The sequence below is a fragment of the Acidiferrimicrobium sp. IK genome, assembly GCF_025499425.1.
In the GTDB taxonomy this organism is placed as follows: Bacteria; Actinomycetota; Acidimicrobiia; order Acidimicrobiales; family Palsa-688; genus Acidiferrimicrobium.
The window spans coordinates 275,896-300,236 of record NZ_JAIMCB010000001.1 but is presented as its reverse complement, the minus strand read 5'-3'; the positions used below and the strand labels follow the sequence as shown (position 1 = coordinate 300,236).

Annotated in this window: 24 protein-coding genes; 9 read left to right on the top strand and 15 right to left on the bottom strand. The window is 69.3% G+C overall.

The window, feature by feature from the left end:
- Position 1: 1 nt before the first annotated feature.
- The 10 genes from K6U06_RS01380 to K6U06_RS24575 form a co-directional block, all read right to left on the bottom strand.
- A complete protein-coding gene (locus K6U06_RS01380) occupies positions 2-655 on the bottom strand; it encodes a TetR/AcrR family transcriptional regulator (RefSeq protein ID WP_262320092.1) in 654 nt (217 codons plus the stop codon).
- Between the two features lie 133 nt (positions 656-788).
- On the bottom strand, positions 789-1,469 hold the full coding sequence (locus tag K6U06_RS01375) for a response regulator transcription factor (RefSeq protein WP_262320091.1): 681 nt from the start codon (positions 1,467-1,469) through the stop codon (positions 789-791).
- Entirely contained in the window at positions 1,447-2,937 is a 1,491-nt protein-coding gene (locus tag K6U06_RS01370) for a sensor histidine kinase (RefSeq protein ID WP_262320090.1), read from the bottom strand. Before K6U06_RS01370 ends, K6U06_RS01375 begins: the two co-directional genes overlap by 23 nt.
- Before the next feature lie 91 nt (positions 2,938-3,028).
- The gene (locus K6U06_RS01365) at positions 3,029-4,642 is read right to left on the bottom strand and encodes a universal stress protein (RefSeq protein WP_262320089.1); all 1,614 of its coding nucleotides are present in this window, start codon (positions 4,640-4,642) and stop codon (positions 3,029-3,031) included.
- Positions 4,639-5,274 (bottom strand): potassium-transporting ATPase subunit C, encoded by a 636-nt coding sequence (locus K6U06_RS01360; protein ID WP_262320088.1) that lies wholly within the window; start codon positions 5,272-5,274, stop codon positions 4,639-4,641. The genes K6U06_RS01365 and K6U06_RS01360 overlap by 4 nt, the downstream gene beginning before the upstream one ends.
- Positions 5,274-7,361: a potassium-transporting ATPase subunit KdpB gene (gene kdpB / locus K6U06_RS01355; RefSeq protein ID WP_410050946.1), complete on the bottom strand. Its 2,088-nt coding sequence runs from the start codon at positions 7,359-7,361 to the stop codon at positions 5,274-5,276. Before kdpB ends, K6U06_RS01360 begins: the two co-directional genes overlap by 1 nt.
- Before the next feature lie 54 nt (positions 7,362-7,415).
- On the bottom strand, positions 7,416-9,107 hold the full coding sequence (kdpA, locus tag K6U06_RS01350; protein ID WP_262320086.1) for a potassium-transporting ATPase subunit KdpA: 1,692 nt from the start codon (positions 9,105-9,107) through the stop codon (positions 7,416-7,418).
- Complete coding sequence (locus K6U06_RS01345; protein ID WP_262320085.1) at positions 9,107-9,196, bottom strand: potassium-transporting ATPase subunit F; 90 nt, start codon at positions 9,194-9,196, stop codon at positions 9,107-9,109. The genes kdpA and K6U06_RS01345 overlap by 1 nt, the downstream gene beginning before the upstream one ends.
- 194 nt (positions 9,197-9,390) lie before the next feature.
- Positions 9,391-10,470 (bottom strand): tellurite resistance/C4-dicarboxylate transporter family protein, encoded by a 1,080-nt coding sequence (locus K6U06_RS01340; RefSeq protein ID WP_262320084.1) that lies wholly within the window; start codon positions 10,468-10,470, stop codon positions 9,391-9,393.
- Positions 10,463-10,798 carry a respiratory nitrate reductase subunit gamma gene (locus tag K6U06_RS24575; RefSeq protein WP_410050945.1) on the bottom strand — a complete coding sequence of 112 codons (336 nt, stop codon included), beginning with the start codon at positions 10,796-10,798 and terminating at the stop codon, positions 10,463-10,465. The genes K6U06_RS01340 and K6U06_RS24575 overlap by 8 nt, the downstream gene beginning before the upstream one ends.
- Before the next feature lie 176 nt (positions 10,799-10,974).
- On the opposite strand from K6U06_RS24575, the gene K6U06_RS01335 reads away from it, so the two are divergent.
- The 7 genes from K6U06_RS01335 (at position 10,975) to K6U06_RS01305 (ending at position 17,030) form a co-directional block, all read left to right on the top strand.
- Entirely contained in the window at positions 10,975-12,189 is a 1,215-nt protein-coding gene (locus K6U06_RS01335; RefSeq protein ID WP_262320083.1) for a DUF2249 domain-containing protein, read from the top strand.
- Positions 12,186-13,631, top strand: coding sequence for a Fe-S cluster assembly protein SufB (gene sufB, locus K6U06_RS01330; RefSeq protein ID WP_262320082.1), 1,446 nt, complete (start codon positions 12,186-12,188; stop codon positions 13,629-13,631). The genes K6U06_RS01335 and sufB overlap by 4 nt, the downstream gene beginning before the upstream one ends.
- Positions 13,631-14,410 carry a Fe-S cluster assembly ATPase SufC gene (sufC, locus tag K6U06_RS01325; RefSeq protein ID WP_262320081.1) on the top strand — a complete coding sequence of 260 codons (780 nt, stop codon included), beginning with the start codon at positions 13,631-13,633 and terminating at the stop codon, positions 14,408-14,410. Before sufB ends, sufC begins: the two co-directional genes overlap by 1 nt.
- The gene (gene sufD, locus K6U06_RS01320; protein ID WP_262320080.1) at positions 14,407-15,759 is read left to right on the top strand and encodes a Fe-S cluster assembly protein SufD; all 1,353 of its coding nucleotides are present in this window, start codon (positions 14,407-14,409) and stop codon (positions 15,757-15,759) included. The genes sufC and sufD overlap by 4 nt, the downstream gene beginning before the upstream one ends.
- Positions 15,756-16,304 carry a putative Fe-S cluster assembly protein SufT gene (gene sufT, locus K6U06_RS01315; RefSeq protein WP_262320079.1) on the top strand — a complete coding sequence of 183 codons (549 nt, stop codon included), beginning with the start codon at positions 15,756-15,758 and terminating at the stop codon, positions 16,302-16,304. Before sufD ends, sufT begins: the two co-directional genes overlap by 4 nt.
- Before the next feature lie 42 nt (positions 16,305-16,346).
- Entirely contained in the window at positions 16,347-16,580 is a 234-nt protein-coding gene (locus tag K6U06_RS01310; RefSeq protein WP_262320078.1) for a ferredoxin, read from the top strand.
- 90 nt (positions 16,581-16,670) lie between these two features.
- Complete coding sequence (locus K6U06_RS01305; protein WP_410050944.1) at positions 16,671-17,030, top strand: DUF488 domain-containing protein; 360 nt, start codon at positions 16,671-16,673, stop codon at positions 17,028-17,030.
- Here K6U06_RS01305 and K6U06_RS01300 read toward each other — a convergent pair.
- Complete coding sequence (locus K6U06_RS01300) at positions 16,990-18,519, bottom strand: FAD-dependent monooxygenase (RefSeq protein WP_262320076.1); 1,530 nt, start codon at positions 18,517-18,519, stop codon at positions 16,990-16,992. The genes K6U06_RS01305 and K6U06_RS01300 overlap by 41 nt on opposite strands.
- A 235-nt stretch (positions 18,520-18,754) precedes the next feature.
- Here K6U06_RS01300 and K6U06_RS01295 point away from each other — a divergent pair, with 235 nt between their 5' ends.
- Entirely contained in the window at positions 18,755-20,224 is a 1,470-nt protein-coding gene (locus K6U06_RS01295) for a nitronate monooxygenase (RefSeq protein ID WP_262320075.1), read from the top strand.
- 10 nt (positions 20,225-20,234) lie between these two features.
- On the opposite strand, the gene K6U06_RS01290 is transcribed toward K6U06_RS01295, so the two are convergent.
- The 4 genes from K6U06_RS01290 to K6U06_RS01275 form a co-directional block, all read right to left on the bottom strand.
- Complete coding sequence (locus K6U06_RS01290; RefSeq protein ID WP_262320074.1) at positions 20,235-20,645, bottom strand: MaoC/PaaZ C-terminal domain-containing protein; 411 nt, start codon at positions 20,643-20,645, stop codon at positions 20,235-20,237.
- Positions 20,642-21,085: a MaoC family dehydratase N-terminal domain-containing protein gene (locus K6U06_RS01285; RefSeq protein WP_262320073.1), complete on the bottom strand. Its 444-nt coding sequence runs from the start codon at positions 21,083-21,085 to the stop codon at positions 20,642-20,644. Before K6U06_RS01285 ends, K6U06_RS01290 begins: the two co-directional genes overlap by 4 nt.
- An 85-nt stretch (positions 21,086-21,170) precedes the next feature.
- Positions 21,171-21,938, bottom strand: a complete 768-nt coding sequence (locus K6U06_RS01280; protein WP_262320072.1) for an SDR family NAD(P)-dependent oxidoreductase — start codon at positions 21,936-21,938, stop codon at positions 21,171-21,173.
- A gap of 10 nt (positions 21,939-21,948) precedes the next feature.
- Entirely contained in the window at positions 21,949-23,208 is a 1,260-nt protein-coding gene (locus K6U06_RS01275) for an acyl-CoA dehydrogenase (protein ID WP_262320071.1), read from the bottom strand.
- Between the two features lie 48 nt (positions 23,209-23,256).
- Here K6U06_RS01275 and ppgK point away from each other — a divergent pair, with 48 nt between their 5' ends.
- Positions 23,257-24,114, top strand: a complete 858-nt coding sequence (ppgK, locus tag K6U06_RS01270) for a polyphosphate--glucose phosphotransferase (protein WP_410050943.1) — start codon at positions 23,257-23,259, stop codon at positions 24,112-24,114.
- Positions 24,115-24,341: the final 227 nt, after the last annotated feature.

Genomic DNA, 24,341 nt, shown 5'->3' with positions numbered 1-24,341 from the left:
TTCACGGTCGCCTGGCGTCGTCCCCGGTGCGCACCTTCGAGGCCACGGCCCATGACGGCGGAGCCGTGAGCAGCCCGCAGCACATGTCGACCAGGTCGGCGACGAAGCGGGATGCGGCGGCCGCTCCCAGCCGGCCCCCGTCGCGCTCCTCCTCGGCGCTGGCGATGGCGACAAGGACGAACTCCACCATCATGTCGACGCGCCGGGTCTGCGCCGAGCGCGGGACTCCGGTCAGCTGGCGTATCAACGCGGCGCGCACGGACCGGAAGCTGCTAGCCGTCAGCGACGCCCTCACCAGGTCACGGAAGGCTGGGTCGAAAGATGCCTGGAGGAGGAACCGGCCCCAGTAGCTGGTGGCCGCCAAGACGGTCACCTCCCCCAAGGGGACGACGAACGCGCCGACCAGGTCCCGGAGATCGGGCTCCGGGCCGATCTCCGCCAGCAGCTCGTTTCGCCGCAGGTTGATGGGACCCATCCTGGCGTCCATCACCGCCGCGATCAGCCCCTCGCGGGACCCGAAGTAGTACTGAACCACCGACTTGTTCCGTTGGCCGGACTCCTGCTGCACGTCCCGCAGCGTCATCGCGCCGATCCCGCGGGTCGCCGCCAGCCTCTCGGCCACATCGACCAGATGAGAACGAAGCCCCCCGACCACGGCCGCTACTTTAAGGCATTGCCCTTAATGTGTCAACGGCCTGCCGGGCTGCTTTGGAATGGGAGCCTGCGAGCCTTGAGCCCCGGCTCGTTTGGCAAGGCAGCGCCAGCGGGCACCAGCCCCGCCGGCGACCTCACTCCCCGGGCACCGCCAGCCGGTAGCCGACCGACGGGTCGCTTTGGAGCAACCTTCCCTTCTCGTCGTGGAGCTTTCGTCTGAGGCGGTAGGCGTAGACCTTGAGGTACTGCATTTCGGTGCTGTAATGGGGTCCCCAGACGTTCTCCAGGATCATTCGGCGAGTGCAGACCTTGCCGACGTGATGAGCGAGGTAGGCGATGAACTCGAACTCTTTGGGCGTGAGGTCGAGGGGTTGACCATCGAGCCTGGCCTCGTGATGGACGAGGTCGAGTTGAAGCGGCCCGACCACGATCTCCGTGGCGCGTTCGTCGTCAGCGGGACGGTGACGGAGCGCCACGGTGATGCGAGCGTTCAGCTCGCGCATCCCGAACGGCTTGGTCATGTAGTCGTCGGCGCCCTTCTCGAGGGCTTCTACCTTCCGGTCTTCTGAGCCGTCCGCGGACAGCACGATGATTGGCACCTGGCTCCAGGTCCGGACCCGTTCGCAGATTACAAGTCCGTCGAGGTCAGGAAGGCCGAGGTCCAAGACGATGACGTCCGGCGGCCGAATGGCCGCTTCGCTCAGCCCTTCGTTACCTGTCTCCGCGGTCCTCAGTTGGTGGCCTAGGGCTTCGAGCCCGACGCGGCATACGCTCAACAGGCCTGGGTCGTCGTCAATGATGAGGATCTGCGACAAGCTTCGGCTCCTCGGGGATCGGCGTGGCGACAGCCAGCGTGAAGCAGAAGGTGGCTCCGCCACCAGGGGATCCGTCCAGCCAGATCTTTTGGCCGTGGGCTTCAACGAAGGTCTTGGCGATGCTCAGCCCTAGCCCGGCCCCGGCGTCGTCGGGACGGCGGGCGAACAGCTCGAACATCTCGTTTCGTCGGTCAGGGCTGACTCCAGGGCCGCGGTCGGTGACCGACACCTCGATGCGGTCTTGACCGGACAGGGCCGCCCGAACGGTGATCGGCTGGTCCTTGGGGCTGTGCCGCAGCGCGTTCTCCAACAGGTTCGTGAGTACCCGAGAGATGAGCACGACATCAGCGTCGATCGGCGGCAGGTCCTCGGGCACCTCGGTCTGTATCACGTGGCCGCGGGGTGCGAGGTCGTCGACGACGCTGGTCACGAGGTCGGCGAGGGACGTCACCGCGTAGCGTGGCTGGAGTATCCCGGCTTGGATGCGGCTCACGTCGAGGAGGTTCTGTACCAGTTCCGCGAGGCGGTCGGCTTGAACGTCGATGAGCTGCGCCAGCCCGCGAGCGGTCTTCGGGTCGAGGTCGAGTTCGGTGTCGGCGAGGGTGGACGAGGACGCCTTGATCGAGGTGAGGGGCGCCCGCAGATCGTGCGACACCGCGCTGACGAGGGTCTTGGCGAGCTGGCCCATCTCCTCGGACAGCCTGATCTGCAGGGCTTCGTCGCGCAGCTGTACGCGCTCGACGGCGAGCGCGATATGGTTCGCGAAGAGCAGCAGAGGCTCCCGCCGGTGGGCGGTCGCGGCTTCGCTGGTGAGGACGAGCAATCCGACCGGCCGGCCGGCTGCGGTTAGAGCGACGACGAGCAGACCATCGAGCTCGAACGGTCGCGGGTTGAGGGTCGCCAGTTCGCCGGCGGGGGGCAGCACGCGACGGAGTTGCGTCTCGGACAAGAGCGGACCGGCGGCGGCAACGATGTCCAGCCGACCGGCCTGCGGGAGCAGCAGCGCCACCTGTCGTGCGCTGAACACCTCGGACACCGTTGCGACGACGGCGGAGAGCAGCACGTCGAGGGGTTTGTCTTCGACGAGAAGGTGTGAAAGCTGGAATAGCTCCCGGATCTCACGGCCTTGGCGGCGGGCCTCGGCCTGGGCCGAGTTCATGACGGCTACGACCTTCGACACCAGCAGCATCACCACGCCGTACACCCCTAGTGCCACCCAGTTCTGCGGGGCACCGACCGACAGCGTCAGGTACGGGGGGATGAAGAAGAAGTCGTAGACGAAGAACCCGATGGCGACGCTCGCGACGCCCGCCGCGAAACCGCCGGTGATGACGCCGATGACCACGGGCACGACCAAGACCAGCGCCGTGGTTGCGATGCTGAGGTGGCTTCTCAGCGGGACCATGCCGGCGGTGAGGGCCGCCATGATGGCTACGGCGGCGATCGTGCCGGTCCAGCTGCGTCTCACTGCTCTTCCTCCGTGTCCATTATCGCGGCGGCGCAAGCCAATCGCGAGTCGCAGGCGGGCTACCGGCCGCGGATCGCGGCACGAGCGGCGCTCATCGGGTCTCCCGTTGTTGGGCGGTCTCGCCCGGGCGCACCCCAGCAGGGTCGCGGCGTCGGGCGATGATGCGGACGTCCACCCCCGCCTCGGCCGCGAGACGGGAGATCCTCTTCACCACAGAGCCGCCTCCGATCAGTTCCCGCCATCGGCTTCGCTGGGTGGATCCGATGACGATCTGGGTGATCTGGTGTTGGCGGGCGAAATCGATGATGGCCCGTCCCGGCTCGTCACCGTCGATCTCGTGCCAGCCGGCGCCGACGCCGGACGCCACCTGGCGGAGATACTCGAGGCGCCCGTCGTCTGACGGGCGCCGGGTGTCGCCGCTTCTGACGTGGACGACTTGGAGGTCGGCCTTGTTGCGCGCGGCCATGCGCGCCGCGCGGCGGATGATCGCATCTGTGCCCGGGGCGGTGGTGACCGCAGCCGCGAACCGTTCGGCCGTGTCCCACACCTCGTCGGTGTCGGCCCCTCGCAGGTACTCCAGCAACTCCTCTTCGGTCTCGTCTGCGAGGAAGCGCAGGGCCAGCTCCCGCAAGGCGATCAGGTTCTCTACCCGGAAGAAATTGGTGAGAGCTTGTGGCACCTTGTCTGGGGGGTAGATGTTGCCGTGCAGCATCCGGCGCCGGAGTTGCTCGGGGGAGGAGTCCACCAGTTCGATCTGGTCGGCGCGTCGCACCACCCAGTCCGGGACTCGCTCGCGAACGGCGGTGCCGGTGATGCGTTCGACGGCGTCGGCGATGCTCTCGAGGTGCTGGATGTTGACGGTGCTGATCACGTCTATCCCCGCTTCGAGAAGCTGCAGCACGTCTTGCCAACGCTTCTCGTGGATCCCGGATCCGGGCACGTTGGTATGGGCCAGTTCATCGACCAGCACTACTTGGGGGTGACGCCGGATGACAGCGTCGAGGTCCATCTCCTCGAGCATGGCCCCGCGATAGCGGACCGGTCGTCGGGGCACGACCTCCAGGCCCGCGGTCCTGGCTCGGGTCACGGGTCGCCCGTGGGTTTCTACGATCCCCACGACGACATCTGCTCCTCTCTGCTGGCGCCGCAGGGCTTCGTCGAGCATGGCGACGGTCTTGCCGACCCCGGCGGTGGCCCCCAGGTAGATGCGGAAATGACCGGCCGGCTCCACCGCGTCGCTCACCTCGCCTGGTTCGGCGGCGCTCGGGCTGGCACGCGGTTCCGGCGGCGCTTGTCGCAACGTTTCGACGCCCCGGGCCGGCGGTGGGCTGGGGGCAGCGGCCGGGGCGGCGCCGGAGGGGCCTCGGTTGGCCTCGGCGGGCGGGGTGGGCGCGTCGAGTCGGTACAGCGGGTTCCACACCGCCAACCGGTCGCCCGCCAACCGGGCGGTGCCCTGCACGGTGCAACGAGCGCCTACGATCAGCCCGGCGACGGAGGTCCGTCCGAGGAAGATCAGCTCGAGCTGGCCGGTCCCGTCGTCGAGGGTGCAGCAGTAGGCCGGTCCGCTGCCGTAGGCCACGGTATCCACGGCGCGGACGGTCCCGGAAACCACGACCCCGGCCCTAGGGATGGCATCCTCGACCCGTCGGGCGAAGGAGCGGCCTCCGCAAGGGGTGACGGCGCCGGCGAAACCGAAGCTGCTCATCGCAGCTGGGCGAGTGCCTCGTTGAGCTGCAGCACGTCGAGGTAGCTGCTGCCGAGGAAACCGAGCTGCGGGCCGTGCGTCTCCCTGGCTATCAGCTGACGCAGCGCCGAAGGTGCCAGGCCGGTCGCCTTGGCGACCATCGGGACCTCCGCGAGGGCATCAGCTGGGGTGATGTCGGGGTCGTATCCGCTACCCGAGGTCGTCACCAGATCGGCGGTCGGTGTCACTCCCCGGGCTTTCCAATAGGCGATGAGCTTCTTGGTGTCTTCCACCAGCACCTTGGAGCGCGGGCCTAGGTTCGTGGCTCCCGACCCGCCGCGGACTCCGTTGGCGACGAGCGGGTTGTCACCGCCCGCGGCCCCGAGTTTGGGGTCAGCAGCGTACGGGCCGAGATCGTCGGGCCGTCCCTGGAACACGCAACTGCCCGCCGGGTGCCCCGGGCACGCAGCGTCGGACCAGTTCTGCCCGATGAGGGTGGACCCGTTCTTGGACATCGACCCGTTGGCTTGGTGCGAGAAGAGCGCCTGACCGATGCCGGTCTCAGCCAAGGGATACGCCAGCCCGAGCAGCACAAAGAACACGACGGTGACCGTGACGCCACGGCGGAGGTTGACGAGGAGATGGGTAGGCATCAGTGGAAGGCTCCGGTGGCGGCAAGCACCAAGTCGATGAGCTTTATGAAGATGAACGGGACGATGACACCGCCGACCCCGTAGATGAATACGTTGCGTCGGAGGATGGCGGCGGCACCGGAGGGCCGGAACCGCACCCCTCTCAAAGCCAGCGGGATGAGCGCGACGATGACCAGAGCGTTGAAGATGACCGCCGACAGCACGGCGGTCTCGGGGCTGTGCAGGCGCATGACGTTGAGCGCGTGGAGTTGCGGATAGGTCACCACGAACAGCGCCGGGATGATGGCGAAGTACTTGGCGACGTCGTTCGCGATTGAGAAGGTGGTGAGGGCTCCGCGGGTGATGAGGAGCTGCTTGCCGATCTCGACTACGTCGATGAGTTTGGTGGGGTTCGAGTCGAGGTCGACCATGTTCCCGGCTTCTTTCGCGGCGGTCGTCCCAGTGTTCATTGCGACACCGACGTCGGCTTGGGCGAGGGCCGGCGCGTCGTTGGTGCCGTCGCCGGTCATCGCGACGAGCTTGCCCCCCTCCTGCTCCGCTTTGATGAGGTTCATCTTGGCTTCCGGAGTCGCTTCGGCCAGGTAGTCGTCGACGCCAGCCTCTTGGGCTATGGCGGCCGCGGTGAGGGGGTTGTCACCGGTGATCATGACCGTGCGGATGCCGATGGCCCGCATCTGAGCGAAGCGCTCCTGAATGCCCTGCTTGACGACGTCCTTCAGTTCGACGACCCCGAGGAGGTCTTGGCCGTCGGCGACGGCCAACGGCGTGGCACCCGAGCGCGCCACCCGCTCGACGATGCTGTCGAGCTCGGCGGAGGGGCTGCCGCCGCGTTCAGTCACCCAGCGGCTGACGGCTTGGGCGGCACCCTTGCGGAGCCGGCGCCCGTCGACGTCGAGGCCGGACATCCGGGTCTGGGCGCTGAAGGGCACGAAGAGATGATCTGCGCTCAGCTCCCGTTCGCGGATGTTGAACCGCTGCTTGGCGAGAACGACGATGGAGCGGCCCTCCGGGGTCTCGTCGGCCAGCGAGGCCAGCTGGGCAGCCGCGGCCAGCTCCTCTTCGCTGTGGCCGCCGACGGCGTGGAACGCCGAGGCCATGCGATTGCCGAGCGTTATGGTGCCGGTCTTGTCCAAGAGGAGCGTCTGCACGTCGCCGGCAGCCTCGACCGCTCGACCGCTCATGGCGAGGACGTTGCGCTGCACCAGGCGGTCCATGCCGGCGATGCCGATCGCGGAGAGCAGCGCTCCGATGGTCGTCGGGATGAGGCACACGAGGAGGGCCACCAGGACCACCACCGAGACGGTGGCGCCGGCGAAGCGCGCGAAGGGCTGGAGCGCTACCACCACGGGCACGAAAATGATGGTCAGCGCGGCCAGCAAGATGGTGAGAGCGATCTCGTTGGGGGTCTTCTGGCGCTGAGCGCCCTCGACCAGGTTGATCATCCTGTCCATGAACGTGTGACCGCGTTCGGCGGTGATCCGGATCACGATCCGGTCCGACAGCACCTTGGTGCCGCCGGTCACCGCCGAGCGGTCCCCGCCGGATTCGCGGATCACCGGCGCGGACTCTCCAGTGATCGCCGACTCGTCGACCGACGCCACCCCTTCGGTGATCTCGCCATCGGAGGGGATCACGTCGCCGGCCTCGCACACCACCCGGTCGCCCTTGCCGAGGTCAGCGGCCGCGACCCGTTCCTCGCTCCCGTCCTCACCGAGCCGTCGCGCCTCGGTCTCGACCCGCAGTCGCCGCAACGTGTCGGCCTGAGCCTTCCCGCGCCCTTCGGCGACGGCTTCCGCGAAGTTGGCGAAGTACACCGTCAGGGCCAGCCACACGGTTATCAGCCAGGCGAACAGGCTGGGATGAACGATCGACTCGACGAGGGTCACCACCGTGCCGATCAGAACGACGAACATCACCGGGTTCTTGACTTGCACACGGGGGTGGAACTTCTTCATCCCCTCGACGGCCGCTTGGGAGAGAATCTCTCGGTCGAACAGCCCGCGGCGCCGGCTCACGCCGCCAGCAGCCTCAGAGGGTGGCGTCATCCCGCCGGGCCCTCGGGCTTCTCGGCTCTCAACGTCGACCATGCAACAGTTCCTTTCGACAGACGGCGCAACAGCAGCCGGCCCCGGCGGTCGGCATCAGAAGAACCTTCCGTAGGAGAGCTGCTCGACGATCGGTCCGAGCGACACCGCCGGGAAGAACGTCAAGGCCCCGACGATGAGCGTCACTCCGAGGAGCAGACCGATGAAGATCGGCTTGTCGGTGCGGAATGTCCCGAGCGAGGCAGGGACGACGTCTTTGACGGCCAGGCTTCCGGCCAACGCCAGGACGGGGACGATGATGGCGAAACGCCCGAGGAGCAGCCCGACCGTCTCGGTGATGTTGTAGAAGGGTGTGTTCGAGGTGAGGCCGGCGAAGGCAGAGCCGTTGTTGTTGGTGACCGATGTGTACGAGTAGAGGATCTCCGAAAAGCCGTGCGGTCCGGCGTTGAGCGGCCCAGCCCGCCCGGCGTGAACCGACACCGCGACCGCGGTCAACGCCAGCACGACTATCGGCATGACCAGCACCCCGAGCGCCGCCAGCTTCACCTCCCGGGCCTGGATCTTCTTGCCCAGGTACTCCGGAGTGCGACCGACCATCAACCCGCCGATGAAGACCGTGATGATGGCGAACAGCAGGATCGAGTACAGCCCGGTGCCGACCCCGCCAGGGCTGACCTCGCCGAGCATCATCCCCGTCATCGTGGCGAACCCGCCCATCGGGTTGTACGAGTCGTTGGCCGAGTCGACGCTGCCGGTTGAGGTCTGCGTGGAGGTGATGTTGTAGAAGGCCGAGGAGGTGTCTCCGAAGCGGACCTCCTTGCCCACCATGTTGCCCCCCGGCTGCCGGTCCAGCCCGGCGGCCGCCACGGCAGGGTTGGGCTGGTGCTCGGCGGTGGCACCGATGGCCAGCCAACCGCCGAACAGTACGGCCATGACCGCCAGGACGGCTACGCCCTGGCGGAGCTGGCCGACCATCTTCCCGAAGGTGTAGGTGAGGCCGACCGGAATGCTCAAGATCAGCGCCAGCGACAAGAAGTTCGTGAGGCCGGTCGGATTCTCGAAGGGGCTCGCACCGTTGGCGTTGAAGAATCCTCCTCCGTTGGTGCCCAATTGCTTGATGGCTTCTTGGGAGGCGACCGGCCCCCGGGGGATGGCCTGCCGGACGCCGTTGAGGGCGTCGCTGACATGCACCGGCCCGGAAAGGGTCTGAATGGCCCCCTGGGCCATGAACACAACCGCTGACAGAAACGCGATCGGGAGCAGGATGTAGAGGGTGCCGCGGACGAGGTCCACCCAAAAGTTTCCGATGGTCCTCGACCCTTTGCGCGCGAACCCGCGGATGAGGGCCACGGCCACGGCGACACCGACCGAGGCGCTGAGGAAGTTTTGCAGCGCCAGCGTCCCCATCTGCGAGAGGTACGACATGGTCGACTCCCCCGAGTAGTTCTGCCAGTTGGTGTTGGTCACGAACGAGACGATCGTGTTCCACGCCAGCGCCGGGGTCACCCCGGACTGATGTTGGGGATTCAACGGGAGGTGGCCTTGCAGCCGGAGAAGTACGTAGCCGATCACCAAGACGACGCCGGAGAAGACTATGACGGAGGCGCCGTAGCGCTGCCACGACTGCTCCGCGTCCGCGTCGACTCCGATGACCCGGTAGATCGGGCGTTCGAGGACGGCCAACCAGCGGGTGCGGTTCTCGTACACCGCCACCATGTAGGCACCGAGGAACCGCCAGGCGATCACCAATACGACGACCATGGAGACGATGGTCCACCCGAACCCCATCAGAACCGCTCCGCCTTGAACAGCGCGTAGCCGAGGTAGAGGAACACCCCGGCCGACAGAGCGAGGAGCAACCCGTCCGCCACGGTCATACCCGCTCCAACCCCCAGATCAGCGCCAACATCGCCGCGACGAAAGCGGCGATTCCAACTACCACAAGGAAGTCTGCCATGGAGACAGCGTCGCCCCGCTCGCGGTAACGGCGCGGTGGAGATCGGCCGCGACCCGGTGAACAGACGGTGTATGAGCCCGTCACCTGATCACGCGGCGCCGGAGGTCGAGGCTTTCAGCCGGGCGGAGGGGGTGGGGTCGGTCCCGGCCGGACGGCCCGCAGACCGGCATAAACCGTGAGGGAGAGCACCGTCACCCAGGCGGCGACGCCTACCCACACCCAGGCGGTGGCGACGGTGACCATGAAACTGAAGTGGGCGGCCCGGCCCAGGCTCAGCGACGCGACGCTGTACATGCCCAGAGGGAACACCACGTTCCAAAGCCTCGGCTCGTAGGTCCTCGGGTAGCCCCGCACCAGGTAGCGCCAGATGCCGAGCAGGATCAGCAGCGGGATCCACCAGGTCCCCCACGCCCACAGCACGAACGACAGGCCGATGAGCAACGGGCGCAGGGCGCTGACCACGACCGAGGGGTGCGTCCCCCCGGTGAGGGCCAGGACACCGGCTGCGGCACGGACGCTGATGGCCGCGGCGCCCATGGCGATCCAGTAGGCCGGTCCCATCTCTGCGGGGGTGACCTCGATCACCAGCAGGCGCAGGAAGATGATGACGATGAGGATCAAATAGAGCATCACCCCGACCGCCCACAGGCTGGCCGCGACCGCAGGGACGATCTCGACTGACCATCCCCCAGGCAGGGCAGGGGCGGCGGCGGCCGCCGCGATGGACAAGGATTGGGTGGCGACCACCCAGACCAGCCAAGTGCCGTTGATCTCCCCCAACACTGGACGGCGGGCTGCAGCCACGATCGACCACGGAAGCCCGTAGGTGAGGGCCAGCCACAATAAGGCCGCGGCGGCGGCCAAGGCGAGCACGACGGTGTCGTGGCCGGCCACCGCGGTGCGGGCTGCGAGCACGTCGGTGCCGGCCACCACCGTGAAGTAGGCCATTGCGGTGGTCGGGTCGCGCAAGCTCTTGGTCACCCACGACCGATACCAGACCAACCTGGCCAGGTAGGCGACCGCGAGCAGCACGTAGCCGGCTACGGCAAAACCGAAAATGACCTGCGAGATCAGGCGATGGCCGGCGAGGGCGGTCCCGAGCGACACAATGCCCGTCGCCATGACCAAGGCGAAGTAGCCCGGGTCCAAGGTGGCCAGGTTGCGCTTCCACAGCCCGGTCGGAGCGTCACTCAAGCCATCGGCTCTCTAGCAGGGGACGCCGATTTTGCGCCACCGACGACCGCTGGTCCCCGGTTGGCCCAGGCCGCGACAGCATGCACCTGGAACAACCACGGGGCGTGACTATGACCTTGACATCAGGGTTGCCGGCGAACAGACCGCGGAACCGGATGGACACGCTTTGACGGTAGTCGTAATGGTTCCCCAAGAGACCGACCCCCATCGCCTCAGCGATCCCCAAGACGATGACGATGGCGAGCAGGATGAGCGCGATCCAGTCGACCGGGCTGGTGGTGGCCCGCTCCCTGGCGACTAGCAGACGCCGCCCGGCCAACAGTCCCATCCCGCCGAAGATGAGCGTCTGTGGCGATCGTGCCAGCCCAAGCCGAGAAGCTCCGGTAGCCGTCCTCGGGGATGCCTATCCAGCAGCACCGCCAAAAGCCCTGTTTATCTAGCGGTGACTAGAGATAGAGTGCGCCGAGGGAAGGTCCCAATGAGATCAGCAAGGAGCACGCGGCGATGACCATGACCGACAGAGAGGCGTCACAGGCGATGCTCGCCCACCATCAGAGTCTGAGCGACGGCGTCGACCTCCGCTCCCGTGCCGTGCGCCAGGCGGTGCAGGCCGGAACGGGCTGGGAGCCGGCGGCAGCGGCGCTGATCGCCTACCTGGCCGATGAGGTACTGCCGCACGCGACAGCCGAGGAGCGAAGCATCTACCAGGCCGCTCGAGCCCACTCCGAGCTGGACGAGCCGATCCTGAGCCTGCTCGACGAGCACAGGCGGCTAGCCGGCGCAGCCGAACGGTTGGCCAGCGCCGACTCCGCCGACGAGGCCGACGACCTGGCCGCTTCGATCAGCTCGCTGTTCATCTCGCACGTACAGAAGGAGAACGACGTAGTCCTCCCGCTGGTCGCGGCCGACCCGGATGCAGATCTGGCCGGCCTGGTCGAACAGATGCACCGCCTGACCGAGGCGGCGCGCCGGGATGACCCGCCCGAGGCCCCGGCGACGACCGACGTGGTGACCGGCCTTACGTCGCTGGTGCTCGAGGCGGCCGCCGCTCTCGCCAAGGCAGGGCAGGGTGACCGGGCGTGCGGGTTGGCCGCCAGGGCGTGGGCGCTGCTGCGCGCGCCGCAACCGAAGCTGGCCGGCCGGGTCACCGCCAAGCTGCACGGCCTGGCCCGTTCCGTGACCGTGGAGCCGGTCGCCTTCAGGTCCGCCCCCCAGCCTTCCGCCACTTCTGGTGACGCCGAGTTGGATGTGCGGCCCATGGCACCGGCGCAGCGCCACGAGAAGATCTTCGCCACTTACGGCGCACTCGCCCCTGGGTCGGCGTTCGTGCTGGTCAACGACCATGACCCCAAGCCGCTGGGCTACCAGTTCGAGGCCGAGCACGCCGGGGAGTTCACCTGGGAGGCGCTGGAGGAAGGCCCGACGGTGTGGCGGGTTCGGATCGGACGGCCGGCCGATCCGGCCACCGCCGGGACCGAGTCCGAACTGGACGTGCGCCGCTTCCCTCACGGGCGGCGCCACGACGTGATCTTCACGACCTTCCAGGCGCTGGCGCCGGGCGGGGGTTTCATCCTGGTCAACGACCACGACCCGGTGCCATTGCGCTACCAGTTCGACGCCCAGTTCCCGGGCGGCTACACCTGGGACTACCAGGAGGCTGGCCCAAAGTTGTGGCGGGTGCGCATCGGCCGGCCTGCGCCCGTCGCTGTCGGACGATGAGCGGCGCCCCTCTCGACCTCGAAGAGCTGGCCGGGCGTAGCTACGCGTACGGGTTCGTCACCGATCTGGACACCGACCTCGCCCCGAAAGGGCTGAACGAGGAGGTGATCGGGATGATCTCGGCCAAGAAGGAAGAGCCAGATTGGCTGCTCGACTGGCGGCTTCGCGCCTACCGGCACTGGCGGACGATGTCCGAACCGGTCTGGCAGAACGTGCGCTTCGACCCGATCGACTACGACGACATCATCTACTACGCCGCCCCCAAGACCAAGGAGGCGCTGTCCAGCTTGGACGAGGTGGACCCGGAGATCCGGGCCATGTTCGACAAGCTCGGTATCTCGCTGGCCGAACAGGAGCGCCTGTCGGGGGTGGCGATCGACGCGGTGGTCGACTCGGTATCGGTGGCCACCACGTTCCAGGCCAAACTGGCCGAGGCCGGGGTGGTCTTCTGCTCGTTCTCCGAGGCGGTCCGCCGCTACCCGGAGCTGGTCAGGCCCCACCTCGGTTCGGTCGTCTCGTACCGGGACAACTTCTTCGCCGCCTTGAACTCGGCGGTGTTCACCGACGGCTCATTCTGCTACGTGCCCAAAGGGGTGCGCTGCCCCATGGAGCTGTCCACCTACTTCCGGATCAACGCCGCCGGCACCGGTCAGTTCGAACGCACCCTGATCGTGGTCGAAGACGGCGCCGAGGTGTCCTACCTGGAGGGGTGCACCGCGCCCATGCGCGACGAGAACCAACTGCACGCCGCGGTGGTCGAGCTGGTGGCGATGGAAGGGGCCAAGATCAAGTACTCGACCGTGCAGAACTGGTACCCGGGCGACGCGGAAGGTCGCGGCGGGATATACAACTTCGTGACCAAGCGGGGGCTCTGCACCGGGGCCCGCTCGAAGATCTCCTGGACTCAGGTCGAGACCGGCTCGGCGATCACTTGGAAGTATCCCGGGGTGGTCCTGAAAGGCGACGAGTCGGTCGGCGAGTTCTACTCGGTGGCGCTGTCGGCCAACCACCAGCAGGCCGACACCGGCACGAAGATGATCCATATCGGTCGTGACACCAAGAGCACCATCGTGTCCAAGGCGATCTCGGCCGGTCACGGGCAGAACACCTACCGAGGACTGGTGAAGATGCTGCGCTCGGCCGAAGGGGCCCGCAACCACACCCGCTGCGACTCTCTTCTGATCGGACCGGACTGCGGAGCGCACACCTTCCCCTACATCGAGGTGAAGCATCCCACGGCCCGGGCGGAGCACGAAGCGTCGACATCCAAGGTGAGCGAGGACCAGCTGTTCTACGCCCGCCAGCGCGGCATACCAGAAGAGGAGGCGACCTCGATGATCGTCAACGGCTTCTGCCGGGAGGTGTTCAAGGAGTTGCCGATGGAGTTCGCGGTGGAGGCCCAGCGGCTCCTGTCGGTGAGCTTGGAAGGAGCGGTCGGCTGATGCTGGTGATCGAGGGACTCCACGTCGAGGTGGGCCGAACCGAGATACTTGCCGGCTTGGACCTGGCCATACCGGCCGGGGAGATCCACGCCGTGATGGGCCCGAACGGAGCGGGCAAGAGCACCCTGGCCAACGTCTTGGCCGGACGCGACGGCTACCGGGTCACAGCCGGCCGGGTCAAGTTCTTGGATCACGATCTGCTGGCGATGTCCCCCGAAGAGCGGGCCGCGGCGGGCGTGTTCCTGGCCTTCCAGCAGCCGGTCGAGATACCCGGCGTGCCAAACATGTACTTCTTGCGGACCGCTCTCAACTCGCTGCAGCGCGCCCACGGCCTCGCCGAGATCGGCCCCAGCGAATTCCTGGCCCTGGCGCAAGACAAGGTCCGTCTGGTCGGCATCGACCCGGCGCTGATGAGCCGTTCGGTCAACGAAGGCTTCTCCGGCGGCGAGAAGAAGCGCAACGAGATCCTGCAGCTGGCGGTGCTGGAGCCTCGCCTGGCGATCCTCGACGAGACGGACTCCGGTCTGGACATCGACGCCCTGCGGGTGGTGGCTGACGGCGTCAACGCGCTGCGCCGCCCCGACCGCGCCGCGTTGGTCATCACCCACCACCGCCGGCTCTTGGACCTGCTCGTGCCCGACCGGGTCCACGTGCTGGTCGGAGGCCGGATCATCCGATCCGGCGGCGCCGAGCTGGCCGGGGAGCTGGAACGGACCGGGTACACCGGCCTCCGAGACGACCGCCGCGACCCGGTCGCCACGATCGGAGCGTCGCGGTGACCTCGCAGGTGGCGGAGCGGACCTGGCAGCACAACGTCCACCTCTCGGGCGGGGCGCCGGCGGAGCGGCCGGGCGAGCCGGCGTGGCTGTCCGCCGCCCGGCGGTCGGCGTTCGACTGGCTGTCCCAGCACGGCTTCCCCACCCGCAAAGACGAGGACTGGCGGTACTTCGATCTGGCCCCCGTTTTGGGCCTGGCGTTCAGCCCCAACCGCGAGCCCTCGATCGAACCTCGAGCGGCCGACCTCGGAGCCGTCGCCGGCCCGAGCCTCGGTGGGCCCCGGCTGGTGGTCCTCAACGGCCGCTACTCGCCGCTTCTCTCCGACGTCACGCTCGGCCTGGGTGACGGGCTTCACGTCGCGTCCCTTGCCGGCGAGATCCGCGACGGCGGCCCCGGGCTGGCCCAACGCTGGGGCGACGGCGCATATAGCCATGCCTTCGACGCGTTGAACGCTGCGCTCGCGGTCGACGGCGTCTACATCGAGCTGGCTCCCCAGACGACCGCCGACGCCGCGATCGAGATCGTCTACCTGACCGTCGCCGCCGGCGATTTGCCGCTGGTCAGTCCTCGCAGCGTCATCTTCGCCCAGGCGGGGAGCAGGGCCACCATCGTCGAGACCCACCTGGGCCTCGGGCACGGTCACTCGCTGACCAACAGCCACACGCGGGTGGTCCTGGCGGCCGGAGCCCACGTCGAGCACTACCGGTTCCAGGCCGAAGGACCGGAGGCTTCCCATCTCTCGGTGGTTGAGGTGCACGCCGGTGAGGCCAGCCGCTTTGCCTCTCGCACGCTGGCCGTCGGCGGTCTTCGCGCCCGCCACGAAGTGCGAGCCCGGCTCGTCGCCCCCTCCGCCGAGCTGCGACTCGACGGGCTGTACCTTCCGGCCGGCGAGCAGTGCCACGACAACCCGGTGCTCGTCGAGCACCTCGCTCCCGGCTGCACCAGCCGTCAGCTCTACAAGGGGATCGTCAAAGACGCCGGGCACGGGATCTTCAACGGGCACGTGATCGTGGGGGCGGCCGCGGTCGGCACCGAGGCCCACCAGACCAACAAGACCCTGCTGCTCTCCGACCGGGCCGAGGTGGACACCCGCCCGAGGCTGGAGATCTTCACCGATGAGGTCGCCGCCACCCACGGCGCGGCCGTCGGCCAGCTGGACCAAGACGCCCTGTTTTACCTTCGCTCCAGAGGGATACCCGACCGCGACGCGCAGGCCATGCTGGTGGCGGGTTTCGCGGCGGACGTGCTCGACGGTTTCGCTCCCGGACCGGTCCGCGGGCTGGCCGACCGCCTCGTCGGAAGCCACCTCGAAGCGGGGTCCGGCGCCTACCAGCCGGAGGTGAAGCGGTGAGCGGCCCGGACCCGATGGTCGTGCGCCGCGACTGCCCAGTGACGCTCATCCCGAGCGGCCGCCCGGCGATCCTCGCTCGAGGCGAGCAGGTGCAGGCCGTCCAGCAGCTGGGAGCGTCCCTCACCGTCCAGGTCGTCGGGGGGCCGCTGGCCCGTATCGACGGCGGGGACTTCGACGCGGTCGGCATGGAACCGCCCGCAGAGACCGCTCCGCCGTCGAGGGTCGACGGGGCCTTCGATCCCGACGCCGTGCTCGAACGGCTGCGCGGCGTCTACGACCCTGAGATACCGGTCAACGTCGTCGACCTCGGCTTGGTGTACCGCTGCCAGGCCGTTCCGCTCGGCGGCGGGCGCCACCGGGTGGAGATCGACATGTCCATGACCGCCCCCGGCTGCGGGATGGGCGACGTGCTTCGCGACGAAGCCCGGAGGGTGGTCCTGGCGCTCCCCGGCGTCGCCGAGGTCGATGTCCAGCTGGTCTGGGACCCGCCCTGGGACATGACCCGACTCTCCGACGCGGCCCGACTGGAGCTGGGGTTGTGGTGAGGGACCCGTGACCCTCTCGGATGGAACAAGGGAGCTGCAGCGATGAAAGTGTGGATCGATCAGGATCTCTGCACCGGTGACGGCTTGTGCGAAGAGATCTGCCCTCAGGTGTTCGTTCTCCTCGACGACGGCCTGGCCTACGTCAAAGACGACGGGCGGGCACTCGACGACCCAGGCGGCGCCGAAGGCGTCGCGACCGTCCCCGACGGCATGGAGGACTCGGTTCGAGAAGCAGCCGAGGAATGCCCCGGGGAGTGCATCTTCGTGGAGGAGTAGCCGACGATGCCCGAAACGTCGGCAGGACTAGCCTGGCGTGGCGCTCATGTCTGACACGCACCTGGCGTCGACCCCGGACCCGAGTCGGGCATGACTCGGCCGGCGGTGCGGATACGGCGGGCGTACGAGCCTCCCGAACCGTCTGACGGTTCCCGGGTGCTGGTGGATCGGCTCTGGCCTCGCGGTGTCACCAAGGCGGAAGCCGACCTGGAGGAGTGGTGCAAGCAGGCGGCGCCGTCGGCCGAGCTGCGCAAGTGGTACGGGCACGACCCGCAACGCTTCGGCGAGTTCCGACGCCGCTACCGGGCGGAGCTCGGACGCGACGAGGCCGCGCAGGCCGTCGCTCACCTGCGTGAGCTGGCCGCGCTGCGCCCCCTGACCCTCATCACCGCGACCAAAGACGTCGACATCAGTGGTGCGTCGGTCCTCGCCGAGGTTCTGAGCGAATAGCGCCGCCGGGCCGACCGTCGGCGTCGCCAGGCCCGAACCAGGTGATCAGCGCCTCCGGGAGGCCCGCGTCGTCTCCCTCCCCCACCCAGGCGACGTACCCGTCGGGACGGACGAGCACCGCAGTGGGGGCGTCGACCGTCCCCAGCACCGGCAGCTCCCAACGGCCGTGGTAGGCGGCCTCCACCACCTGGACCCGCTCGACCCACCCGGCCACGTCCGGGGCGGACGCGGCGCCGAGGTGGAGCAGCACCGGACGAGCGGAACGGAGGAGCTCGAACATCCGCAGCTTGCCGCCGCCGGTGTCCAAGTCGAGGTCCGGCATGCGGCGACCGAGGAGCGGATGCCCCTCGCCCAGGTCGTATCGGATGTCGAGGCCGGAGACGAGGCCGGCGAGGAGCCGGCGGGGCTCGTCCATCACGGCCAGCTGCCCGACGACGTCGCTCAGCGCGGCCATCCGGTCGTCGCTTCGCTGCAGCGCACCCTGGGCCATCGTGTAGCGAAGCGCCCTGGCAGCGACCGGGTGGCGCTCGGCGTGGTAAGTGTCGAGCAGGCGGTCGGGGGAGGTTCCCTTCACGACCTGGGCCAGCTTCCATCCGAGGTTGGCGGCGTCTTGCAGGCCGAGGCCGACGCCTTGACCTCCGGCCGGGTAGTGCACATGCGCGGCGTCGCCGGCGATGAGCACCCGCCCGGAGCGGTACGTCGCGGCCTGGCGGGTGGCGTCGGTGAAACGGGAGAGCCACGTGGGCGTGTGGACCCCGAAGTCGGTGCCGTACACCGAGACCAGCGACCGCCGGAGGTCGGCGAGGGTCGCCTCGCCGCTGGCCTCGAGGTCGCTCTCGGTGACCACCACCCGGTAGGTGACGCCGTCCTCCATCGGGTGCAGCGCGTGGACGCCCCTGGCATCCTGACGCATGCCGCTCGGCGGCTGCTCGGTCAGTTGGACCTCGGCGATGAGGTTGCTGCGGGTCGCGTCCCAACCGGGGAACTCGATTCCCGCACCTTTGCGCACCACGCTGCGGCCCCCGTCGCATCCGACCAGGTACCGGGCCCGGAGGGACCCCCCGTGAGCGATGCGGACCGTGACGCCGTCATCGTCGAGGTCGAAGCCCGCCACCTGGTGCCCGTGGCTCACCTTGACCCCGAGCTCGGCGATCCAGCCGGCCAGGATCCGCTCGATGTGCTTCTGCCAGATGCCGAGCGAGTACGGGTGACGGGTCGGGAAGTCGCTCATGTCGAGCGTCGTGGCCCCGAACATGGCGGCTTGCACCGTGCGGCCCTCGGCCAGGAACCGGTCGGCGACGCCGCGCTGATCGAGCAACTCGATGGTGCGGGCGTGGATGCCGCCCGCCCTCGAGTCCGCCAGGACGTGGTCGGGGCGGCGCTCCAGGACCACCGCGTCGACACCCGCCAGCGCCAGCTCCGCCGAGAGCATCATCCCCGCCGGGCCGGCCCCGACTATCACCACGGCCGCGTCCTCTCGTGCTGACATCTGCTGCCTTCCCTCCTCGCGGCGGCGTCATTTCGCCTCGCCGGCCACGTATCGTCATCACACCCGGGCGGCTTGCGGCAAGCCCCCGGCCGAGCGCTACGATTCGTGTGGCGGAACAGATTGGGGGGCTTGGGGCGACGGCCCCGGCCCGGCTTGAGGCGGTGGCCCCGGCCCGGCAGGAGAGGACCAAGGGCCCTGTCCGGCGTCGGCGGAGTGTCACTAGCGTCGGCTGGCGATGACCCCACCAACGGCAGCGTCGCACGGCACCGGCACGGATCGGATGGCTGCCGGCAGCGGCCGGCCGTGGCTGATCCAGGGCGGCATGGGCGTGGCCGTCTCCGGTTGGCGCCTGGCGGCAGCGGTGGCCAGGGCCGGCCAGCTCGGGGTGGTGTCGGGCACGGGCATCGACAACGTGTTCGTCCGCCGGCTCCAAGACGAAGGGGTCTCCCCCGGCCTGCGAGCCGTGCTGGAGCGGTTCCCGGTGCCGGCCCTGGTCGACGCCACCGTGGCCCGCTACGCCCGCCGGCCCCCGGGGGCCCCGTACCGGACCGCCCCGCCGATCACCCACCGCCGGCAGGGTCGGGCACAGGACCTCACGGTGCTGGCCGCCTACGCGGAGGTGGCCTTGGCCAAGGCCGGCCACGACGGGCCGGTCGGCGTCAACCTGCTGACCAAGATCGAGCTGCCGATGCTGCCCACCCTCTACGGGGCGATGCTCGCCGGGGTGGACTACGTGCTGATGGGCGCCGGCTTGCCCACTCACGTGCCGGGCTCGCTAGACCGGTTCGCGCGGCGCGAGCCGGTCTCGCTCGCGTCGCGCACCGCGGACGGCGACGTGCTGCCCGACCTCCACTTCGACCCGGCCCGCTTCGGGGACGGCCCGGCGCTGCGCCGGCCGGCGTTCCTCGCCATCGTCTCGTCCCACGTCGTGGCCAACGCGCTGTCCCGGCGCAGCAACGGCACCGTCGACGGTTTCGTCGTCGAGCGGTCCGTCGCAGGCGGCCACAACGCCCCGCCGCGCGGTCCGCTGCACGTCGACGACCTCGGCGACCCGGTCTATGGACCCCGCGACGCCATCGACCACGGCGCGTTGCGGGCGCTCGGCGTGCCCTTCTGGCTCGCCGGGGGGATCACCTCCCCCGACGACGTCGCGGCCGCGCTCGAACTCGGCGCCGCCGGCGTGCAGGTCGGGTCGCTGTTCGCGTACTGCCGGGAGTCGGGGATGATGCCGTCACTGCGACGCGGCGTGCTCGCCGAGGTGGGGGACCACCCGGTGGCCGTGCGGACATCGACCCGGGCGTCGTCCACCGGGTACCCGTTCAAGGTGGCGGCGATCCCAGGGACGCTGTCGGACCCGGAGGTCTACCGGCAGCGCCGCCGGGTGTGCGACCTCGGGTACCTGCGCGAGGCGTACCGGACCCCTAATGGGGGGGTCGGTTACCGCTGCCCGGCCGAACCGGTCGAGCGTTACGTCGCCAAGGGCGGCGACCCGGCCGACACCGAGGGTCGGGTCTGCTTGTGCAACGGGCTGATGGCGGCGTGCGGCTTGGGCCAGGTCCGAGCCGGCGGCGACGTCGAGACGCCGATCGTCACCTCCGGCGACGCGCTCAACGACGTCGCGGTGCTGGCCCGCGCCGGCGAGTACGGCGCGCTGGACGTGATCGCGCACCTGGCCAGCGGAGCCGGCGGCGCCGGCGTCCGCTGACCCCGCTCGTTCAGGCGACGAAGGTGGCCCACCCCTTCAGGTGGGTGCCGCCGGTCTGGCGGGTGCAGGCCAGCTCGACATCGACGAGGGTCTCGCCGGCCTCCTCGCGGGTGGCGACCACCTTGCCGGTGTAGGTGAGGACGTCGCCGGGCCACGCCTGCTCCCGGAACTGCACCTTGAAGCGGCGCAGGTTGGGGGCGCCCAGCCAGTCGGTGGCGTAGGTGGAGAGGATGCCGGCTTGCAGCATGCCGACCGCGAACGGGCCGGGGTAGCCGGCGGCCTTGGCGAACTCGGTGTCGTGGTGGATCGGGTTCATGTCCCCGGACGCGCCCTGGTAGCGGACGAAGTCGGTGACGGTCAGCGGGGAGCCGACCAGCGGCTCGCGCTCGGCTCCCACCTCCGGGAGGGCCGCGGTGCTCACGACGCCGCCTGCGAGGTCTCGATCATCGTTCCCCGGCTCTCGGCCACCAGCTCGCCGGCCGGGTTGCGGAACTCGGTGACGCTCTCGGTGAAGGTCATCGTCCCGCCCCGCTTGCCGGCCTTCTCGTACACCCGGTCGATGCGCGCCACCCCGGTCAGCACGTCACCCGCCCGCGGCGGGGTCCCGTGGAAGACGAACTCCTGCTCGCCGTGAAGGATCCGGTGCCAGTTGAGCTCGACCCCGAAAAACGGGCTGTTCTCCGGTTTCTGCCAGAACGCCGCGCTCATCAGGAATGTCCCGGGGCTGACCGGATGGTCGCCGGGGTCACCGGCGTAGTCGGGGTTGGTCGACTTGGTGGCGGCAGCGAACTCCCGGACCTTGCCGAGCTCGACGACCATGGTGAAGGGCGCGGCGGTGCGCCCCTCCAACGACGTGTCCATGCGGACGGCTCCTTTCCCCACCGCTTCGACTGCGGCACCGAGCCAGGTTGCCACGGGGACCGCCCGGCGCGCAGATCCGAGTCGTTCAGCTGGTCTGACGGAACCGGCCGCCGTCGACCCGGATGAGCGTCCCGGTCACCCACTGCGACGCGTCACCGGCCAGCCACAGCGCCGGGCCGACGAAGTCCTCGGCGACGCCGGGCCGCCCGAGCGGGGTGTCCGCGGCGGCCCCGTCGCGCATCTCCGGCGGCCAGCCGTCGGCGATGTCGGTCATGACCATCCCGGGCAGCAGCGCGTTGACCCGCACCCGCGGCCCGTACGCGTCGGCCAGGCCGATCGTCAACGCGTTGAGCCCCGCCTTGGCGCAGGAGTACACCAGCTCCCGGGAGCTGGGGCGCAGCGACCCGATGCTGCTCACGTTGATGATCGAGCCGCCCTCGGCGGCGGCCATGCGGGCCCCGATCAGCGCCCCGAGACGGAACGGGCCTTTCAGGTTCAAGGCGCTGACCTTGTCGTAGTACTCCTCGGTCACCTCCGCCAGGGACGGGTAAAGCGGCGACGACCCGGCGTTGTTGACGAGGATGTCGCAGCGACCGAACGCCTGGTAGGTGGCGTCGACCAGACGGTCGCAGTCGGCCCACCGGCCGGCGTGGAACGCCATGGGAAGGGTCCGCACCCCGCAGGAGGTGGAGATCTCCGTCGCCGCCCGCTCGCAGGCGCCCAGCTTGCGGCTGGCGACGATCACGTCCGCGCCGGCGGCCGCCAGGCCCCCGGCGATGGCCCGGCCGATCCCCCGGCTGCCGCCGGTGACCACGGCGACCCTGCCGGTCAGATCGGTTCCGGGGACGGTCACGGCCGGACCACTAACCCCGCGCCGCCGCCTGCTGCTCGCGCCACGTCGAGGGCTGGGTCTGGGGTTCCTTCGGGAGCCCGAGGACCATCTCGCCCAGGATGTTGCGCTGGACCTGCGACGTGCCGGCGTAGATAGTGCCGGCCCGGGCGTTGTAGAACGAGCCGACCCACGACGCCGAGTCGTTCGGGGCGCCGGGCACGTCGGTTTGGAACGCGGTCGTCGGCCACCGGCCCGAGGGGACCATGGCTTCAGCGCCGATGATGTCGAGGGACAGCTCGGTGACCTTCTGGTGGTACTCGCTCCAGTAGATCTTGAAGATCGACGCCTCGGGGCCCGGTCCGCGCCCGGCCAGGAAGCCGGTGAGGGTCCGCATGCCGAGATAGCGCATGATCTCGACCTTCGAGTAGCACCACGCCAGCCGCTGCCGGATCAGCGGGTCGTCGGTCCGGCCCCGCTCGCGGGCCAGCGCCAGCAGCCGGTCCAGGTCGATCTTGTAGGCGATCGGGGTGGTCGCCGCGGCCTCGCCCCGCTCGTAGCCGAGGAGGGTCATGGCTACCGCCCACCCTCCGTTGACCTGGCCGACGACGTTGTCTTTCGGGGTGCGGGCGTCGGTGAAGAACGTCTCGTTGAACTCCGAGCTGCCCGTCAGCATCTTGATCGGTCGGACCTCCACGCCTGGCTGGTCCATCGGTACCAGCAGGAACGTGATCCCCTTGTGCTTGGGCACGTCGGGGTCGGTGCGGGTCAGGACGAAGATCCAGTTGGCGAGGTGGGCCGCGGAGGTCCAGATCTTCTGGCCGTTGACCACCCACTCGTCGCCGTCGAGGGTGGCCCTGGTCCCGAGGCTGCCGAGGTCGCTTCCTGCGCCCGGCTCGGAGTACCCCTGGCACCACTTGTCCTCCCCGGAGAGGATGCGGGGCAGGAAGTGGCGTTTTTGCTCGTCGGTGCCCCACTGCAGGATCGTGTTGCCGACCATCTGGATGCCGAACACGTCGTTGGCGGTGCCCGTCGGGACACCGGCTTTGTAGAACTCCTCGACGAGGATCACCTGCTCCAGGGGGGTGAGGCCCCCACCGCCGTACTCTTTGGGCCACGCCGCGGCGAGCAACCCGTTCTCGTAGAGCGTGGCCCTCCACTCCTCGGCGAAACGGCCGGCCGCGTCCGGGGCGAGCGCCCCGATTCCGGCCCAGTCCTTCGGCAGGTGCTCCCCGAGGAACGCCCGGACCTTCTCACGGTACGTCTCGGCTTCGGCGGGATAACGCGGGTCCACGGCCATGACGCTACCCCTCGGGACGTCCGGCGCACCTCGGGACCTAAGGTGTCCCCTGTGGGTCGCCAGGGTTTCGGTGTAGACATCGGCGGGTCCGGCATCAAGGGTGCGGTCGTCGACCTCGACGAGGGCACCTTGGTCGGCGATCGCTTCAAGGTGGCGACGCCCCAGCCGTCCACGCCCGAGGCGATCTCCGCGGTGGTCGCGTCGGTGGTCGACCACTTCGGGTGGGACGGTCCTTTCGGGGCCACGTTCCCGGGGGCGGTCACGAGCGGGGTGGTGCGCACCGCGGCCAACGTCGACCCCGGATGGGTCGGCGCCGACATCGAGGACCTGTTCACCAAGGTGACCGGTCAGGCGGTGATCGCGCTCAACGACGCCGACGCGGCGGGCGTGGCGGAGGTGACCTTCGGGGCGGCTAAGGGCCGGGACGGGCTGGTGGTGATCAGCACCCTCGGGACCGGAATCGGCACTGCGCTCATCCACCGCGGGGTGCTGGTCCCCAACTGCGAGCTCGGCCACCTGGAGATCGACGGACGCGACGCGGAGACCAAGGCCAGCGCCGCGGCCCGGGAGCGGGAGGGCATGAGCTGGGAGCGCTGGGCCCGGCACCTCGACCGCTACTACCAGACGGTGGAAAACCTGCTGTGGCCGGACCTGTTCGTGATCGGCGGCGGGGTCAGCCGCAAGGCCGACAAGTTCCTGCCGTTGCTGCACCTGCGGACCCCGGTGGTGGCAGCCACGCTGCGCAACGAGGCGGGGATCGTCGGCGCTGCGCTGCTCGCCGCCGCCGCGGCCCAGACTGAGGCCGCCACCGGCCGCGCCGATACCACCGTCGACGATGTCGGCGTCGACGATGCCGGCGTCGACGATGTCGGCGTCGACGAGGACCCGCGGCCGGGATGAGCCCGGACCGTCCCGGACCGGCACTTCCGGTTGTCACCCGGCCCGGTTAGGTTCGCCGGCATGGACGTCCTCGTCGTGGTCGGAGATGCGCCGGCCCCCGACCGGTTGGTGGCCCGGGCCCGTCGTCGGGTCAGGATCCCGGCCGGTCCCGTGGGTGGTGACACCGTCGCCGACCTGCGCGCCCACATCCCCCGCTCGGTCGGGGTGTGGGGCGCGACCGGCACCGG

Bases quoted from the DNA above. Each gene is read 5' to 3' on its own strand.
- K6U06_RS01365 (WP_262320089.1), bottom strand. From the start codon at position 4,642: ATGAGCAGCTTCGGTTTCGCCGGCGCCGTCACCCCTTGCGGAGGCCGC.
- K6U06_RS01360 (WP_262320088.1), bottom strand. From the start codon at position 5,274: ATGCCTACCCATCTCCTCGTCAACCTCCGCCGTGGCGTCACGGTCACC.
- kdpB (WP_410050946.1), bottom strand. From the start codon at position 7,361: ATGGTCGACGTTGAGAGCCGAGAAGCCCGAGGGCCCGGCGGGATGACG.
- kdpA (WP_262320086.1), bottom strand. From the start codon at position 9,107: ATGGGGTTCGGGTGGACCATCGTCTCCATGGTCGTCGTATTGGTGATC.
- K6U06_RS01345 (WP_262320085.1), bottom strand. From the start codon at position 9,196: ATGACCGTGGCGGACGGGTTGCTCCTCGCTCTGTCGGCCGGGGTGTTC.
- K6U06_RS24575 (WP_410050945.1), bottom strand. From the start codon at position 10,798: ATGGGACTGTTGGCCGGGCGGCGTCTGCTAGTCGCCAGGGAGCGGGCC.
- K6U06_RS01335 (WP_262320083.1), top strand. From the start codon at position 10,975: ATGACCATGACCGACAGAGAGGCGTCACAGGCGATGCTCGCCCACCAT.
- sufB (WP_262320082.1), top strand. From the start codon at position 12,186: ATGAGCGGCGCCCCTCTCGACCTCGAAGAGCTGGCCGGGCGTAGCTAC.
- sufC (WP_262320081.1), top strand. From the start codon at position 13,631: ATGCTGGTGATCGAGGGACTCCACGTCGAGGTGGGCCGAACCGAGATA.
- K6U06_RS01310 (WP_262320078.1), top strand. From the start codon at position 16,347: ATGAAAGTGTGGATCGATCAGGATCTCTGCACCGGTGACGGCTTGTGC.
- K6U06_RS01305 (WP_410050944.1), top strand. From the start codon at position 16,671: ATGACTCGGCCGGCGGTGCGGATACGGCGGGCGTACGAGCCTCCCGAA.
- K6U06_RS01300 (WP_262320076.1), bottom strand. From the start codon at position 18,519: ATGTCAGCACGAGAGGACGCGGCCGTGGTGATAGTCGGGGCCGGCCCG.
- K6U06_RS01295 (WP_262320075.1), top strand. From the start codon at position 18,755: ATGACCCCACCAACGGCAGCGTCGCACGGCACCGGCACGGATCGGATG.
- K6U06_RS01285 (WP_262320073.1), bottom strand. From the start codon at position 21,085: ATGGACACGTCGTTGGAGGGGCGCACCGCCGCGCCCTTCACCATGGTC.